The organism is Agrobacterium sp. 22-226-1 (assembly GCF_053522345.1).
Genome location: NZ_JBNWCP010000007.1, coordinates 120,759 through 137,720 on the forward strand (window position 1 = coordinate 120,759; position 16,962 = coordinate 137,720).

Annotated in this window: 15 protein-coding genes; 3 read left to right on the top strand and 12 right to left on the bottom strand. The window is 59.8% G+C overall.

What is annotated here, in order from left to right:
• Window positions 1–2: 2 nt before the first annotated feature.
• From ACQZ5K_RS14200 to ACQZ5K_RS14245, 10 genes are all read right to left on the bottom strand, one after another.
• Window positions 3–947 carry a 2-hydroxyacid dehydrogenase gene (locus ACQZ5K_RS14200; protein WP_174058405.1) on the bottom strand — a complete coding sequence of 315 codons (945 nt, stop codon included), beginning with the start codon at window positions 945–947 and terminating at the stop codon, window positions 3–5.
• A 246-nt stretch (window positions 948–1,193) separates the two neighbouring features.
• The gene (locus tag ACQZ5K_RS14205; protein ID WP_059755898.1) at window positions 1,194–3,542 is read right to left on the bottom strand and encodes a polysaccharide biosynthesis tyrosine autokinase; all 2,349 of its coding nucleotides are present in this window, start codon (window positions 3,540–3,542) and stop codon (window positions 1,194–1,196) included.
• A 108-nt stretch (window positions 3,543–3,650) separates the two neighbouring features.
• Window positions 3,651–4,556: a UTP--glucose-1-phosphate uridylyltransferase gene (locus ACQZ5K_RS14210; RefSeq protein WP_035263633.1), complete on the bottom strand. Its 906-nt coding sequence runs from the start codon at window positions 4,554–4,556 to the stop codon at window positions 3,651–3,653.
• 67 nt (window positions 4,557–4,623) lie between these two features.
• Window positions 4,624–5,619 (bottom strand): glycosyltransferase family 2 protein, encoded by a 996-nt coding sequence (locus ACQZ5K_RS14215; protein ID WP_174058406.1) that lies wholly within the window; start codon window positions 5,617–5,619, stop codon window positions 4,624–4,626.
• Window positions 5,619–6,563: a glycosyltransferase family 2 protein gene (locus ACQZ5K_RS14220; protein ID WP_059755894.1), complete on the bottom strand. Its 945-nt coding sequence runs from the start codon at window positions 6,561–6,563 to the stop codon at window positions 5,619–5,621. Before ACQZ5K_RS14220 ends, ACQZ5K_RS14215 begins: the two co-directional genes overlap by 1 nt.
• Window positions 6,560–7,558: a glycosyltransferase family 2 protein gene (locus tag ACQZ5K_RS14225; RefSeq protein WP_035260301.1), complete on the bottom strand. Its 999-nt coding sequence runs from the start codon at window positions 7,556–7,558 to the stop codon at window positions 6,560–6,562. Before ACQZ5K_RS14225 ends, ACQZ5K_RS14220 begins: the two co-directional genes overlap by 4 nt.
• A 17-nt stretch (window positions 7,559–7,575) precedes the next feature.
• The gene (locus ACQZ5K_RS14230) at window positions 7,576–8,757 is read right to left on the bottom strand and encodes a glycosyltransferase family protein (RefSeq protein ID WP_174058407.1); all 1,182 of its coding nucleotides are present in this window, start codon (window positions 8,755–8,757) and stop codon (window positions 7,576–7,578) included.
• 61 nt (window positions 8,758–8,818) lie between these two features.
• The gene (gene exoK / locus ACQZ5K_RS14235; RefSeq protein ID WP_174058408.1) at window positions 8,819–9,610 is read right to left on the bottom strand and encodes an endo-1,3-1,4-beta-glycanase ExoK; all 792 of its coding nucleotides are present in this window, start codon (window positions 9,608–9,610) and stop codon (window positions 8,819–8,821) included.
• Window positions 9,611–9,614: 4 nt separating this feature from the next.
• The gene (locus tag ACQZ5K_RS14240) at window positions 9,615–10,763 is read right to left on the bottom strand and encodes an acyltransferase family protein (RefSeq protein ID WP_211393988.1); all 1,149 of its coding nucleotides are present in this window, start codon (window positions 10,761–10,763) and stop codon (window positions 9,615–9,617) included.
• 372 nt (window positions 10,764–11,135) lie between these two features.
• Window positions 11,136–12,614 (bottom strand): lipopolysaccharide biosynthesis protein, encoded by a 1,479-nt coding sequence (locus ACQZ5K_RS14245; protein ID WP_448740652.1) that lies wholly within the window; start codon window positions 12,612–12,614, stop codon window positions 11,136–11,138.
• A gap of 118 nt (window positions 12,615–12,732) precedes the next feature.
• Here ACQZ5K_RS14245 and ACQZ5K_RS14250 point away from each other — a divergent pair, with 118 nt between their 5' ends.
• Entirely contained in the window at window positions 12,733–13,698 is a 966-nt protein-coding gene (locus tag ACQZ5K_RS14250; RefSeq protein WP_174058411.1) for a glycosyltransferase family A protein, read from the top strand.
• 52 nt (window positions 13,699–13,750) lie between these two features.
• The gene (locus ACQZ5K_RS14255) at window positions 13,751–14,719 is read left to right on the top strand and encodes a polysaccharide pyruvyl transferase family protein (protein ID WP_174058412.1); all 969 of its coding nucleotides are present in this window, start codon (window positions 13,751–13,753) and stop codon (window positions 14,717–14,719) included.
• Window positions 14,720–14,908: 189 nt separating this feature from the next.
• Here the strand turns inward: ACQZ5K_RS14255 and ACQZ5K_RS14260 are convergent, their stop codons facing one another.
• Together ACQZ5K_RS14260 and ACQZ5K_RS14265 are read right to left on the bottom strand one after the other, a co-directional pair.
• The gene (locus ACQZ5K_RS14260) at window positions 14,909–15,898 is read right to left on the bottom strand and encodes a glycosyltransferase family 2 protein (RefSeq protein ID WP_020811960.1); all 990 of its coding nucleotides are present in this window, start codon (window positions 15,896–15,898) and stop codon (window positions 14,909–14,911) included.
• Window positions 15,899–16,008: 110 nt separating this feature from the next.
• Complete coding sequence (locus ACQZ5K_RS14265; RefSeq protein ID WP_059756990.1) at window positions 16,009–16,287, bottom strand: exopolysaccharide production repressor protein; 279 nt, start codon at window positions 16,285–16,287, stop codon at window positions 16,009–16,011.
• 340 nt (window positions 16,288–16,627) lie between these two features.
• On the opposite strand from ACQZ5K_RS14265, the gene ACQZ5K_RS14270 reads away from it, so the two are divergent.
• A complete protein-coding gene (locus ACQZ5K_RS14270; RefSeq protein ID WP_077984785.1) occupies window positions 16,628–16,894 on the top strand; it encodes a DUF6074 family protein in 267 nt (88 codons plus the stop codon).
• The last annotated feature ends 68 nt before the right edge of the window (window positions 16,895–16,962 follow it).

A 16,962-nucleotide genomic window follows, 5' to 3' on the forward strand; every position in this document is an offset into this window, starting at 1 on the left:
GTTCAGTAACCGCGGGCCATGTCGACCGTCTCCGGCAGCCCGCCCGTTTCCCGCCATGTGCGAACATTGCCGGCGACGATCCGGGCCGAACTTTCCCGGCTTGTCGGCGCGGAAATATGCGGCAGGACCGTAACTTTGGGGTGTTGCCAGAAGGCGGAAGCGGCGGGCAGCGGCTCCTGCTCGAAGACATCGAGAACGGCGTGCGAAAGCCTGCCGGAATCAAGTGCCGCAATCAGTTCATCGGCGACGATGACGGCACCGCGGGCGAAGTTGATGAGTGCCGCGCCCTGTTTCATTGCAGCGAGACGGCCGGCATCGAGAAGACCGCGCGTCGCATCGGTAAGCGGCACGAGGCAGACGAGAATGTCGCTCTTTTCCAGCAATGCCTGCAGCCCGTCATCGCCGGTCAACGTTTCCACGCCCTTTATCGCCTTGGCCGAGCGGCTCCAGCCTGCAACGTTGAAACCGGCATGGATAAGGCGTTCCGCCGCAGCCGTGCCGAGCGCTCCGAGGCCGAGGAGACCGACGGTCATCTCGCCGGGGTGGCGATAGTTCAGCTCCTGCCAGAGCGCCTTTTTTTGGTTTTCGCGATAGGCGGGCATGTCGCGCTGCAGGTAATAGGTCCATGCCAGCACGGCTTCGGCCATGACGCGGGAAAGCTCAGGGTCCTTCAGCCGAACGATGGGGGGAGCCTTATCGCCCAGTTCCAGCACCAGCCGCTCGACACCCGCCCACAGGCTGTGGATCCATTTGAGGCTCGGAAGTGCCGCGATATCGGCCGGATCGGGATTGGCGACGATGGCGAAATCCACCGCCTGTCGCTGCTCGTCCGTCAACTCGGAAAAGGAGAGGATGTCCTCCTGCGGCATGGCGGCGCGCAGCGCCTGTTTCCAGACGGCTTCCGTTTCCGCAGTCATCCGTGAAACAAAGGCGATGGGTGATGGCATGGGACTGATCCTGCTTGCGATTTTAGCTTCACGCCATCAATGCGCAATTTCGGCGGGCAATACCATGGGTGGAATGGGGGAATTTGTGATTCTTCCGTCATGCCGGACTAGATCCGGCATCCAGCCGCCGCGCGTCTGCGCGGCGCCAAGACTTCTTTTCAGCCCAAGGACTTGGGCTGGCTGGACCCCGGCTCGGGGGCCGGGGTGACGGAGTGTGGATGCAACCGGCCTGTTAAATCTCCACCATTACGCATCTTCCTTTACCGGCGGCTTCGCATCGCCGTAATAGGCCGAGAATTTCTCGTGATAATGCTCCGAACCGCCGGGGCCGGCATAACGCTGCAATTCCGTCATGTCGGTCTTGTTCAGCACGATGCCGAGCGTCTTGTTGGCGATCTGCGGTTCGTTGGCCATCAGGTTCTGCACCATCTGGATCGGCGTCTTGCCCCATTCGGTGACGAAGACGAAACCGTCCACCTGCGGCGCAAAGGCCTTGGCGTCGATGACGGGAACCACGGGTGCAAGGTCGACGATGATGTAATCGCAGGCCTCGCGAGCGGAGTCGATGAATTTGCGCATGCCGGAGGAGGAGAGCAGTTCGCTCGAATGGGCGAACTGGTTGCTGGTGGAAACCGGCAGGATGCCCATTTTCGTGCGCGTATCCACCTTCACCGCCTGCGTCCACGGAACTTCATCGAGCACCACTTCGACGAGGCCGGCGGATTGCCGTGTCGTCAGCATGCGGCTGAGGCCGGGATTGCGGATATCCGCATCCACCACCAGCGTGCGCTTGCCGGTGGAGGCGATCAGCCCGGCGAGATTGAGCGCCACGACAGACTTGCCTTCGTTCGGCAGGCAGGAAATGACGCCGATGACCCGGCACTGGCGCTCCTGAATGACGACATCCGCCGTCAGCTTCACGTTGCGCAGCGTCTCAGCAAAGCTGGAGCGCGGGCTGTCGACGGCAAGGCGCAGCATTTTCTGGAACGAGACCTGTCCGCTTTCGTCAAGCGTGGCGTTCTCGCCGCCGGGGGTGGCGGCGCTGTTGCCCGCCTTGGCGTTTTCCACGCCCCTTTCACCGATGAAGGGCAGGTAACCGAGAAAACGCATGCGCAGATTGTCACGCACATCATTGCCGGTGTGGAAGAAGCGATCCCGGAATTCGAGAAGCGCTGCGATACCGCCGCCCAGCATCAGGCCGAGAACGACCGAAAGCGCCATGGTCATGGTCTTTTTCGGGCTGGAAGGCGATGTCGGCAGGCCCGCTTCGGAGATGATGCGCGCCTTGGCGATGGGCAGCGACTGCTTCTGGGAAGCCTCCTCGAAGCGGCCAAGATAGGACTGGTAGAGGGTGCGCAACGCCGTTGCCCGCTGCTCGAGTTCGCGCAGCTGGACCATGGTGATGTTGGCCTCTGAATTGCGGCCTGCCACCCGGTCGATATTGTCGCGCAGCGACTGTACGCGGGAATTGGTGACGTCGTATTCGTTCTTCAGGCTGCCGGTAAGCTGCTGCAGTTCCTGATAGATCTGCCGCGAAACCTCTTTCTTCTCGGCGTCCAGCGCGACCGCCTGCGGATGGTCGGCGCCGAATTGCTGGACGATGCCCTGCTGCCGATCGGAAATGGTGATGTAGCGTTTGCGCAAATCCTGAATGACCGAATTGTCGGTATCGCGGGCGGAAACGACGGCATTGTCGACGGCCGCATCCGGTCCCCGGTCGATGATCGATTTATACTGGTTGTAACGGGCCGAGGCCGTCGCGGCATCGGCCTGCGCGGCGATCAGCTGGCCGTTCAGGTCGGCAAGCTGGCCTTCGGACATCAGCTCGCCGCGCGAGGAGACGATGTTGTTGTCCGACTTGAATTTCTGTACTGCCAGTTCAGCCGCCTGGGCGCGCTGGTTCAGGTCCGTCATGCGTTCCTGCAACCAGACGGAGGCGCGTTCGCTGGCGTCGAAATTGGCGTTCAGCTGTTCGGTAAGGTAAGCCTGCGCATAGGTCTTGGCGATCTGCGCGGCAAGCTGCCGGTCGGTCGAGCGGGTGGAAATGGCGATGACCGAGCTGCGGCCGACACGTTCCACCGTCAGCGACTGCTGCAGAACGGCAGCGGCCTTTTCGCGGCGTCCGGCGCGGATTGCGGCTTCGGAGACCGGCGGATCGCCCGGCAGGACGAGATCGAGAATGCCACGCACGGAGGATTTGACGAGTTCGACCGGCGACATCGGCGGATTGACGATGGTGTCGTTCTCATCGAGCCTGGCCTTGTCTACCACCGTCAGCGCCATTTCCTTGGATTTCAAAATTTCCACGGCGCTGGCGATGCGGTTGTCGACGATCTGCGCGGCGGGCACCGGCGATTCCTCTTCCGCATAACGGGAAAGGCTCTCATCCAGGAGCACCTGCGTCATCGCGGTGTAAACGGGGGTCGCAAGCACCAGATAAAGGCCGGCCAGAACCACGGCGGCGATGACCGAAGCGGCAATGACATTGGCACGACGCACCACGGCGGCCCACAGGCGGTCGAGGTCGATGAACGTGTCGGAATCCTTGCCGGACTCCGGAAAACCGATATTGGATTTAAAGGTCTTGTGGTGCATGGACCTACCTTGTGAATTAAAATGGTACTCGGGAAGCCGAACAAATGCTCGCCTTCCCGCCTCCCGTTATTGGTGCGCCGGCCGCCTCCCCCGGCGGCGCGATTAAAGTCAGGCCGCCTGGACGCGGCTTTCGTGGTTCGCCACCAGTTCCTTCACCGAAGCGAGAACCTGGGCTTCCATGTCGGCGCGCATCAGCGAGAAGGCGACGTTGGCGGCGATGAAGCCCTGCTTGCTGCCGCAGTCGAAAGTGCGTCCGCTATATTTCTGCGCATGGAAAGACTGCTTTTCGGCAAGCCGCTTCATGCCGTCGGTCAGCTGGATTTCATTGCCCGCGCCGCGCTCCTGCTTGGCGAGAATATCGAAGATTTCCGGCTGCAGGATGTAACGGCCATTCAGGTAATAATTCGAAGGCGCTCTCGAAGGTTCCGGCTTTTCGACCATTTCGGTGACGGCGAAACCGTGATTGACCTTCTGGCCGACGCCGACAACGCCATAGGACGAGACTTCTTCCGGCAGGCATTCCTCGACGCCGAGAATATTGCCGCCGACTTCATCGTAAAGCTCCATCAGCCCGGCAATGCAGCCGCGTGCGCCATAGGAAACCATATCAGGCAGAAGCAGGGCGAAAGGCTCCTTGCCCACCAGTTCGCGCGCGCACCAGACGGCGTGGCCGAGACCGAGCGGCACCTGCTGGCGCGTATAGCTGACGGTGCCGGCGACCGGCAGCATCTTTTCAAGCTGCAATACCTGCACGGTCTTGCCGGAGCGGGTGAGCGTGTTGATGAGTTCCGGCGCGCTGTCGAAATAGTCCTCGATGGCGGTCTTGTTGCGGCTCGTCACGAAAATAATGTGTTCGATGCCGGCCTGCATGGCCTCGTCAACGGCATATTGCACGACCGGACGATCCACGATCGTCAGCATTTCCTTCGGCATCGCCTTGGTGGCGGGCAAAAACCGTGTGCCGTTGCCAGCTACGGGAATGACGGCTTTTCTGACAGTTTTGTTCAGGTCCATCGCGTTCTCCTTCATCAAGGTTTGATCTGTCCCCAGTCCCCGCGCAGATTTCGTCCACGCGTCAATTTCACGAAATCTGTCTTTTCACCCCTGTATTCGCCGCGGGCGCAAACATGGCGTCCCGCAGCCTCCTCAGCCGCACCGCAATCGGCATTCTTAAGTGCCCCAGCACGGCAGGATCCCTTATCGTGGTCTTCAAGGCGCCCAGTACCGAGCGGCTCTTGATGTTTTCCACCAATGTCAAAAAATTATGCGCCAGCCGCAGGCTGCGGGCTCTCGCCTGCTGCGCATCCATGGCGGCGGGCAGTAAAGTGTAATGGCTCAGGAATTCCTGATCCGCCCGCATCATCGCTTCGACGTGGTGCAGTTCGAGCACGCGCGAAATCGAGCCTTCGCGAATATTGTAGATGTAACCCGGTTTGGGTTCGATGACGCAGAGGCCGCCGGCGGCGAGTGCCGAGGCGAGCAGGATATAATCCTCGCCGATGCGGATATCCTCGCGGAAGCGCAGCCCCTCGGCATTGAGGAAGTCGCGCCGGAACATCGGTTTCATGTAACCGAAGTTGAAGGTGGCGCGGAACAGGATGTTGGACGAAATGAAGTCCTCAAGCGTGAGAACCGGCCGTTCCTCCAGAAAGTCTTCCGGAAACATCGTCTCCATGGGCCTGCCGTCGGTATAGACGACATCGAGATTATCGACCGCAATCGCCGCATTGGCGGCTTCCGCCCGGCACATCATGCAGGCGGAACGCTCCGGGCGGATGACATCGTCGGAATCGAGCACGGCGATCCAGCGTCCGGTCGCAGCTTCGATACCGGCATTGCGCGCACCGCCCGGACCGAGATTTTCAGCAAGAGCAAGCAGGCGGACGCGCGGATCGACGATGGCGATACCTTCCACGAGCGCAATGGTGTCATCGGCGGAGCGGTCGTCGACGACGATCACTTCCAGCGTCACACCCTGCTGGTCGAGTGCGCTTTGAATGGCGGCTTCAATCGTATCGGCGGCATTATAGGCGGCGATGACGAAGCTGATATCGGGCGGTGCTGTGAGGTTTTCCATCAGGTCGCCTCCACCGCGCCATACTGGCGGATTTCACGCACGCCGAAGGCGCCACTCATCGAGCCCATATGCAGTGCGCCACGCAGCGCATAACGGTTGCGGCGCACGGCGTTGAAACCGTTCAAGGCGGCGAAGACGGCGCAATAAAGCACTTTCGAACCTGCCTTCAGCACCTGCACCACGCGGCGTATACCGGGTTTCCTGTCCGCCAGCACGCGGCCATGGGTCTGGCCGGAGCGGAAGCGGCGTTTGGCAAGCCACATGAAGCTTGCGCGGTTTTCCGGCACCGGTTCGGACAGCATGGCATCTTCTGCAAAAACGATGCGGCCGCCGGCGGCGTGAAGATGCGAAAAGAAATGCGTGTCCTCACCGCCGCTCTGGCCGAGCGCCAGCGCGAAGCGCCGACCCTTCACCGAGGGCGCATCCATCTTGAGCAATGTGTTGCAGGTATAACCGGTGATGATCTCGCCATTGACCCAGACCGGAACGGTCGAGTGGAAATCGCCGCGTTTCATCCAGCCCGGCGCATTGTCCCGGTAAACCGCCGTCACCGGGCCGAGAACGGCTTCCGCACCGGTCTCGTCGGCCTTTTCCAGAAGGGCGGAGAGCCAATGCGGCGGGGCGGTTTCGTCATCGTCGATAAAGGCCAGATAATCCGCCTTGCATTCCGACAAGCAGGCATTGCGGGCAATCGAAATATTCGACTTCGGGCAATGGACATAGGTGATCTCGAAGGGGGCGGTTTCGCGCAGGCGGTCGACGCTCGCCCTGGCGCTTGGCTCCTCGTCATTATCGGCAACAATCAGCCGAACTTTCACGCCTTCCGGCACCTCCAGCTCGAAGAGTGACAGAAGTGTGGCGATAAGTGCGGGGCGTCTGTAGGTGCAGATGCCGATATCGACGGTTTTCGAATCATCTGTGCGGGTGACGGTGTTGTCGGTCATGAGACAGCCTTTCTTCCCCGGAATTTCAGGAGTTCCAGCCAGAAGCCGGTGGACCAGGCCAGATGCATCACCATCGCCGAAAAGGCGGCGAGCGGGCCGTATGGGTTTTTCTGACCTATTGCCATCCACAAGCCATAACCCACACATGCGGCGATCCAGAGGCCGAGCGGAATAAGTGCCGCCCAATGCACAAGCGACAGCAGCGCGAGGATGAAAACCGGCAGCACGGCGAGCGGGATCATCTGGCGGATTTTCGGGATCGAGCGATGTTTCAGGAGGTTCTTCGCCCGGCCGCGGCCATAGGCGAGATATTGCCTGAACAGCGGCATGACGCTCGCGCGCGGATAATAGGTCATGCGGGTCTTGTCGGTCATCCAGATGCGGAAACCGGATTTGCGCAGCCGGAAATCCAGCTCGGCATCCTCATTGTGGCTGAAGCTCTCATCATAACCGCCGACCGCGTCGAAAGCGGCGATCCGCATCAGCGCGTGGTGGCCATGGTCGATCCAGTGGCCTTTCGCGCCTTCGCGGTGCTTGGAGCCGCCATTGCCGAGCTTGGAATTCTGGGCGATGGCCGTCGCCTTCTGAAACAGGCCGTGGCCGACCGTATCCATGGCGACGACGACGGAATCCGCGCCGGTGCGCTCCGCATCCTCAATCAGCCGCTGGCAATAATCGTCGGGATAATCGCCATGGGCGTCGATGCGGATGAGGTAGTCGAAATCCTCGCCGAAGGTGGCGACGGCAAGGTTGATGCCGGCGCTCTGGATGCGCTTCGGATTGGCGAGAAGCGTCACGCGGTCATCCGCCGCCGCAAAGGCGGTAACGATATCGCGGGTTCCATCCGTGCTGCCGCCATCGGCAACCACGATGCGGAAAAGACGCCCCTGCATCGCGCCGGTGAATTTGACAAGCAGCCCCTCGATCGTCTTCGCCTCATTGAGGCAGGGAATGACGATCAGCGTTCTGATGCCGGAATGACCAAGACCTTCCATGATTTGCCCCCTACGCACTACACGGGTGAAAACTGCGCTTCGCGGGCATGGCCGGAAGCGGATTTGGCGAGAGAGGACAATTGCTGCACCAGCAGACGGCAATCGTCGCGGTCGGTCAGCCATTGTTTCCTGTCGAGTGCCGAGAGGGTGTTGAAGGCGTCCGCATAGGTTTGCGGGTTCATCCGGTTAAACAGCGCGGCGAGATCGTCAGCGCCCGCATGTTGCAGGACGAAGCCGATATCGCGCTTTTCGATGAAACGGGCGGTTTCAGTGCCGGTAAGCGCAATCGGCAGGGTGCCATAGAGGCAGCCCTCGTACAGCCGGTTGGGCAGCAGCCAGCTGGAATTCTGGCCTTCCTCGAAAAAGTCTATCGCCCAGGTGAACTGCACCTCGTTATAGATGGCGGCAAGGTCCTCGGGGTTCTTGTAAGGCCCATGGAAATGCACATGCGGGGCGGCGGCCACGAAGCCGTCGAAATCGGCAAATTCCGAATAGGCCGGCCGGCCGCGCAGGATGACTTCGACCTTGCCCTCCATTCGACGGGCAAATTCGGCGAGAATTTCCAGCGATTTGCGGCAACGAAGCGCGCCAAACCAGCCGATTTTCCACGGTTCGCCGGGGGCGGGAGCGCGTGGTTGCGGTATGGCGGCAACGGTGGCGTCGAGCGCCAGCACCTTGTTTTCCTGCAGCAGGACGGGAAGGTCGAGGCCAGACACGGGCTTGAAGTAGTGCTCCACGAAGGCCGGAGAGCTGGTAATCAGCAGTTTCGCGTCGCGGGCGAAATAACGCTGCGCGGCATTCAGCATCTGTCCGGGCTTGCCCGTGTTGAGAAGCAGGCGGTGAATGTCGAGACACTCGTAAACCAGCGCCGGCTGTCCGGCATAGATCGACATGGCCCGCTTTGCCAGCGCCAGCATTTCGAGGTTTCTGGCAAGAATGACGTCGGGGTCGGGGATGCCGCTCAATGTCTTGCCGAGCGAAAGGCTGGCTTTCGCCACCGCCGCCATGCGCTGCAGAAACTGCCCGTCGGCGGTTTCCCCCAGCACGACGGGTACGACGCCTTCAATCTCCGCCAGTCGGTTCTGTCCGCGCCGGAAACCCGCCAGCGTGACCCGCGCCCCGCCCGCAAGCAGGGTCAGCACCCGCCGACGAATGGCGGGGTCCGACAGATCATGCGCGAGATATAGAACATGGGTCATGCAAGGGTCCGGTTGGTTCATGCGTCAGAGACGCCGCGGATGACGGTTTGGTTCAAAAAAATCAGTTGAGGGCGCAGGCGATGGATTCCGGAAACTGGCATTTGTCGCCGAGCGCCGTGAAGGCAAACCGGTCAACGATCATTTGCGATGGTCCTGCATAAGAAAACCGGCCCATCCAGTCTTTCAGCGTGTCGGTGCCCCACAGGCTGAAGAAGATCTTCTGGGCATTCTGGGGAATTTTCGTTTCGTCCGTCACTTCATGGACGAGCTTGCCGTTGACGTAATAACGCAGGCGCTGCGGCTCCCAGACAAAGGCGTAATCGTTGAAGCCGGCATCGGCTCCGCCTTCCACCGCCACCAGCTTCTCATTGCCGCCCTTGGCGGAAATATACTGGTTGAGCTGCACCTGGCCCGTATTCCTGCCCAGAACCTCGAAGTCGATTTCGTCATGCGGTTTCTTGTCGGTCGGGCCGATATAGGTGAAGAAGGCGGAGTTCAGGCCGGAGCCGGTGGCTGCCTTCATACGCGCTTCATAGGTGCCGTAGCGATAACGCCCCTTGGTCTGGATTTCACCGCAGGCGAATTTGCGGTCTCCGGCCTGGGCTTCTTCGAAACCGAGTGTCAGCTGGCTGTTTTCCACCGTCGCCAGTTTCTTCGACCAGGTGCAGTTCTGATGCGCGCCATTGTTCCAGCCGTCGGACACGTACCAGAAGCTTCTGTCCATGGAATCGAAGTTCTCGATGAAGGATGCGCCATTGCCTTCCTGTGCCTGGCCCGGCGTCGCAAAGGGAGCGGCCAGAAGGGCCGCGGCGAGAAGAATGCGTGTCTGAACGCGGGTGACAAATGTTGTCATTGGTTCACCTCTGTCGTTGCGAATAAAGCGTTTCGGATGTCGGCGGGCCGATCATGGCGGCCCGTTTTGCCGCAAAATCGGCCTTCGTCTTGCCTTTGCCGCTGCGGCTTCCGGTCAGCACGGCATAGACGGCCGGCAGGTATTTGCGGGTCTGGGCATTGCTGATCACCAGAATGACGAAGGCGGAGAGCGTCGCGCTGATATAAAAAGCGGGGTAGAAATCCGGCCCGCCCTTGTTCCACACCATCCACATGATGACGAGCAGCGGATAATGGGCGCAGAAAATCCAGAAGCTCAGGCTGCCGGTTTCGGCAAGCCGCTGACCAAGCCGGCTGCGGATCAACAGGGCGGAAGACGCCCAGAAACCGAGCGCGCCGAAAACGGCAAGCAGATTACGCGACATGTTGAGCCAGAAGGTGAATTCCGGGCCGGTGAAATAGAGGCCTGTCGCCAGCATGGCAGAGGCGGCAAAGGTCAGCGCCATGATCGGCACGGCATAGGGGTCCAGCGCCTTGACGTCGATACGATGAAGCGCGAGCGCAATGCCGAGCGAGAAGCTGAAAAGAATGGATTTCTTCTGGACGATGAAAATCGTCAGGTCTGGCATGGCGGTGATGAAGAGCAGGATGGCGAGCGTCGGCAGGGCGAAACGGCGCATCAGAAAGGCGAGCACCGGCGACAGCAGGATGCAGACGAAGAGGTCGCGCAGGAAATACAGCGGCACATTCACCGGCAGCTCCTCAAGCGCCGTTCCGTGGCTGATGATTTCACGCGGGCTCGCATTCCACAGATCGGGGAAATACCCCACACCGACATCGAAAAGCTGGATCAGCAATACGGCCGCAAACAGCGCGCCATTCCACAGAAGGAAGGGCAGCAGCACGGTTTTCGACTTGGAGCGGATCGTCGCCGGATAATCGAAACCGCTCATGCCGCGGCGAAACAGCAGATAACCGGAAATGGCGCTGAGACAGGGCACGCCGATGCGAAACAGCGCATCGCCCAGGAAAACCCGCAGCCAGTCGAAGAAGCCGTAAAGGCCGAGAAAAGGGCTGGTTTCGGCATCGTGCGGCACATGGACGAACACGATCCCGGAGATCAGCAATATGCGCATCAAATTGATACGGGAGGATAGGTTCTGATCGACAGTCACATCAGTCACCCCTATTGGGCGGCGTCCACCCACGCCGCGTTGCAACCAGAGCGAACTTAAGCCCGCACTGGAAAGTCTGGTTTCGACTTTGGGATAAAATGTGGCGACGCGGGAAAAACACAAGCTTAGATTTTGCGGGTGAATGTCTGGCGTTCCGGTCATTCCTGTCGCTGTAAAAATTCAAATATCTGAAATTACTGGAATTTTTATAAATATGGCCATCGTTAAAAATCTCCCAACCGTGTGAAATTGTCATTTGTCGTGATGTTGCGCTGCAAAAAGAACCGCCATCCGGCCCTGCCGCGGTGAGGAAAATCACCGCGGAAAAGGTCGGTTAACGGCGGAAATGAGGCGCGTTTTTCGGCGATTGAACTAACCTTGGGTTGCAGTATCCCGCATGCGCCGCGATTTGACCATTCCGAGAATTTTCCCGAGCAGCGCCCGTTCGGTCAGCAGGATCAGCACCGCATAGATGAGGCCGCCGACGGCAGCGCCGATGAGAACCTGAAGCGTGGCATTGGGAACGCGCTCAGCCAGAAGGTGAAGCAGATAACGCACCGCAACGGCCATCACCAGCGCCGCGATCATCGGCCGGCTGCTGACATAAAGGCCGCGGAAGAAGGGCATATCGCTTGCCTTGAACACCGCCCAGGAATAGGCGACCAGCGTTATCGCATTGACGATGCAGAGCCACACCATCGCGTCGATCAGGGTGCCATAAAGCGCGGCAAGCCAGACCGCGACAGTCGTGACGATGGCGCGGATGGTCGCCGACCAGAACAGCACGCGGCCGTAACCTGCTCCCTTCAGATACGGGATGAAGGTGCTGCACGGCGTCAGAATGGCCTTGGACAGGGCGAGCAGACCGAGGACCGGCCAGGCATAGGCCCAGTTCTGCCCGAAGATGACAAGCATGGCCGGCTCCGCCACGGCCCAGAGGCCGAACATCATCGGTGCCAGGAGCACGGTCAGCACCTGCGTACTGAACATCAGCGCATCGCGCCGGCGTTGCGGGTCGTCCATCATGCGGCTGAAGGCGGGAAACAGGACACCCATGACGGCTGACAGAACCACCTGATTGGGAATGCTGGCAAAGCGGTTGGAGGCGGAATAGGCGCCGGCATCCGCCAGCCCAAGATGCCGGGCAATGACCACCATCGGCGACTGAAAGGTAACGAAATTGGCGATTTCCGAGCCCATCAGCCCCGAACTGAAGCCGAGAAGCGGCACCAGCCGGCGCGGTTTCATGACGAAGCGCGGGCAATAGCGCGAAACGGCATAAAGCCCGACAAGCCGGATGAGGGCCGCGGCAAAAAGCTGGATGATCAGCGCCCAGACGCCGAAGCCGAGAAGGGCGAGCGCCACAGCGACAACCGCGGCGATGCTTTCCGACGCCATGCTCCACACCGCGTCCTGGCTGAAGTTCATCCGCCGGGCGAGCAGCGAATAGGCGACATCGCCGGCAAGCTGCAGCGGAATGAGGAAGGCCATGATGCGCAGCAGGTAAGCGCTTTCCACCGCGCCCAGCAGCCCGCCGAAAAATTCCGCGAAGATGTAGAGGACGGCGGCCATGGTGCAGGAGATGGCAAGATTGGCCCAGAAGACGGTATGGATCGTTTCCATATCCTCTTCCTTTTCGACGATGAGGGCAGAGGTCAGCCCCGCGCCGGCGATCATGGTCAGAAACTGTACAACCGTTAGTCCTACCGCAACCACCCCGAATTCCTCCGGGGAAAGCAGTCTTGCGAGAATTGGGACCGTGACAAATTTAAGCCCGAATGTCCCTGTTTTTGATAAAACGCTCCAGCCGACATTCGTGGTGATGGTCTTTACATTTGGCGCTGGGGGCATACAAGCATCCTGTTTCTGGAGGCCGGCGGGAGGAAAGCCGGTTGGGAGTTGCCGATACCATCGGGGCCGCTTTTAGGATCGGGCCCGACACTTCTTGATCAACGCAAGGGGCGAAACAATGGCAAGATTTACTGTCGTCATTCCCTACTACCAAAAGCAACACGGTGTCTTGGGACGTGCACTCGCATCGGTTTTTGCGCAGACTTACCAGGATTTCGATCTTGTCATCGTCGATGACGAATCGCCATACCCGATCGATCAGGAACTTGCGGAACTTTCGCAGGGTGAGAAAGACCGGATTCTCGTCATTAAACAGGCCAATGCCGGCCCGGGCGGCGCCCGCAACACCGGTCTGGACAATGTGCCTGACGGCACTGACTATGTCGCTTTTCTTGATTCCGACGATATCTGGACACCCGATCATCTGCAGAATGCGGCCTTTGCGCTTCAGACCTATGGCGGCGAGTGCTACTGGGCATCCATGCAGGCAAGTGACGAATTTTATTATCATTTCGCCATCTCCGAGCTGGAGAAGAATGAGGGTGCGGCAAGGCTTTCCGAGAAGCCGCTGGTGATCGAACTGCCGGATCTGGCAAGTGTGATGCTGCGCAACTGGAGCTTCCTGCATCTCTCCTGCATGGTGATCGGCCGTCCTCTTTTTGAGAAAATCCGCTTTGACCCGGCGCTTCGTCTGGCGGCGGAAGACGTGCTGTTTTTCTGTGATTGCATCCTTGCATCGAAGCGAACGCTTCTGTGTGACGATGCCGGCGCGATGCGCGGCATGGGGGTCAATATCTTCCACAGCATCGACAATACCTCGCCGGAATTCCTGCGCCAGCAGTTCAATACCTGGGTGGCGCTCGATACGCTGGAGGGGCGTTTCTCACGCCGGCCGGACGATGTCGCCTCCATCGCTTCCTATAAAAACACGGCGCGCAAACAGGCGCTGTGGAGCCAGGCGGGTAATCTGAAACGGCGCAAGGCGCCCGAATTCGGGCTGCTCCTGAAATGGGCGATGCGCGATCCGGCATTGCTGCGCGCCGCTTTCGAGCTCGGTGCTGGAAAAATCGTCCGCTCCAGATGAGCGAATTCTCGCCCGCAAGAATTTATATGTTTTTTCACCCAGGAGTGACCTCATGAAACCTTACCACTGGGAATCTCATCACGGAAATTTCGGTGACGATCTCAACCTGTGGCTGTGGGATTTTCTGCTTCCGGGCCTGCGCGATGTGCATGACGATGTCATGCTCGTCGGCGTCGGCACCGTGCTGAACGACGTTCTTTTGCCCGCAAAGCAGCGCAAGCTGGTGATCGGCAGCGGTTATGGTTATGGCGCGGTGCCGGATACCAGCACCGAGTTCTGGGATATTCGTTGCGTGCGCGGCGAAAAAACCGCTGCCAAGCTGGGGCTCGCGCCCGAAAAGGGCATTGTCGATCCGGCCGTCATGGTCACCGAGATGCCCGATTTCAAAGGCCTGCCGAAGCTCTACAAGAAGACCTTCGTTCCGCACTGGGAATCGGCGGAATTCGGCATGTGGGAAACCGTCTGCGAACCGGCGGGGCTGACCTATCTCGACCCGCGCGGTGAGGCGAAAGCGGTGATCCGCGCCATCGCCCAGTCGGAATTCATCGTTGCCGAATCCATGCATGGCGCAATTCTTGCCGATGCCTTCCGCGTGCCATGGGTCGCGGTCAGCACCTCGCCGTCGATCAACAGCTTCAAATGGAGCGACTGGGCCGGTAGCGTGGGTGTCGAATATCAGCCGCGCTACGTGCCGGTTTCGACCCGCGCCGAGGCGGCGAAAAAGGGCTCGCGCTTCTGGGGCATGAGCTTCCCGCCGCCGCCCGGCCCCGTTATTGCCGAGACCGGTTCCGCTCCGGCGCACGAAGGTCCGACGCATGAGGGTGACGTGCTGGTGCGGCCGCAGGAAACGCAGCCCCGGTCATTGCGCAAATTGGCCAAGCAGGTGCTGGCCGCGCCTTCCACGCTGGCGCTCTGGCAGGCAAGCCGCGCGGAGCCGCGTCTCAGCCCGGATGGCCGGCTGGAAGAGCGCAAGGAGCGCTTTGCCGCCGTTCTGGAAACGGTGAAGCGGGATTATCTCTGAGGGCGAAGAGTGGATGCGGCAGAGAATTTTCTGCCGCCTTCGCTTGAGGATGCCATCCTCTAGGGTCTCTATCGTCATGCTCGGGCCTGTCCCGAGCATCTGCAACCGACCGATCATACGATACGTGAGTAGATTCTCGGGACAAGCTCGAGGATGACGGCGAGAAATTGGCGGAGGTCGCCTTTCCCCTTACGAAACCGGCGTACCGTCCAGCAGATAACGCACATCCCGCACCGGCGGGGATTTACGGAATCGGGCGGTCTTGTCGCTCCAGATGCCGCGCGTGATGGCGGGCAGGGCGGGGAGCCGTGCAAGGGCGTGGCTCAGCGCGCCGCCCATGCCCTTCTGCTTTTTCGCATCGAGAAAATGGCGAAGCTCGAACTTGGCGCGGATGTGTTTTTCGTGTTCGCGCAGGATCGCCGTTTCCTCTGCCGAAAGCCGGCAGCCAGCGAGAATGGCCTTGTCTGCCTCATATAAGCGGCGAAGATCTTCGGTGCGGTGGCGGCCGCTCAGCGAGTTGCCGCGCACGATCGCGCCGTAACCGCAATGGCGGATGACCTTGTAACGCGCGCCGGCGGCCAGCGCCCGCACGTAAAGCTCGTAATCTTCGCCGAGCCGCAGGCCGTCATCGTAACGCAGTGCATGTTTGTCGAGAAAAGCGCGGCGTATGACCGGCTTCAGAAACCCGGTTTCCCCGCGCTCGACGCCGGGCCTGGAAATATTGCCTTCCACGAATTCCGTCAGCGACAGAAACCGCGCCTGCGGTTCGAAACGGACCGGCTGCATGGAGGATGCACCGGGGACCGATTGCTGGATGAAGGCGATATTGTCGGCCACCAGATCCCAGTCGTCATCGGCCAGCATGGCCGCGAAACGACCCCGGAAAAAGAAGTCGTCCGCATCGAGAATGCTGATGAGCGGCGCCGATGAAATCGAGATGGCGTGGTTGCGCGCAGCCGAAGGGCCTCGATTGACCTCGAATCGCACGACCCGCAGACGGCCCGTGCCGTCATCCGCCGCATGCGCCACATCGCTCGTCGTGTCGGTGGAACCATCGTCGATCACCACGACTTCGCCGACCTCCGGCTCCACAAGGGCGGAACGTATGGCGATATCGATTGTTTCGGATGCATTTTTCGCAGCGATGATGACGCAAATGGGCTGTGAACCGCTCACCATGGATTGTCCTTCTGCTTTGACCAACCGTCAGGATTTGGCCAGCAGAAAGTGTCACGGGTATGGATGCAAGCGATTTTTTTGCGACGCAATAAATGAAGCTGCGTGAAAGCTCACATATCGGTCAGTTTTGCACCGTGCGGCGGCGGGCTTTTTACGGCGTCCGCCTGCATTGCCTCGGCGCCACGGTCCCGCGCGAAGGTTTCGCGCATGCGCCGCTTTTCCCGGGCGACCAGAACGAGAATCCCAACAAAATAACCGACTTGCAGAATGACCGCGCAGATGAGGGTCTGGATGAATGCCGTATAGAACGAGCCGTGGATGAAATATGTCGCAACCGCAAAGGTAAGCAATGCACCGATCATGCTGAAAAAAACACGAGGTGCATACATGGTGCTCTCCTCCCGAGAACGATTTCTCCATTTTTGACTGCGCTGCGGCATTTTTCTTCTTTGCAAGAAATATACGATGAGACCGGTGCTGTTTCAACACACATATACTTCTTCTAACGGTTGCGGCATGAAATTTCGGTAATCTTGATTGGTAAATTCCTCGGTAATCGATGACTTCCCCCAATCGGGGCTGCCTTACCAGGCGATTTCCTGCTTTTGAGAGGCGTAAAATCGTTCTCTTGCGGCCATTGTCGGCTGTCTTACGCCCTCTGCAGACTTCGTTAACCATCTCGCCTTTAAAAAGTCGGTATTGATTCCTCAGCAAGAGCAAGGTGCCCGCGTGACAACGAGTTCAGAAGTAATCGCCTTTCCGGCAAAGAACCGTATTGCCGACGTAAAAAGATGTGCAACCATGCTCGACCGGCTGCATGGTGTGGAGGCGAATGATTTCTGGCGCAGGGAGTGCCGCGAGCTGGCCGCCCGTCTGACGGCGCTTGGCTATGAGGACGCCGCCATGCGGCGCGAGGTCATGGAATTTCAAAACGCCGTGCAGGCGGAATTGTGGGCGGGCGATGCCACGCCAGAGGCACGCCGCGACAGCCATTGAGGCCTCAGCATTTTCCATAAAAAAGCCGGCAGGTGTCAAACCTGCCGGCCTTTTCGTTCATGCCCGTT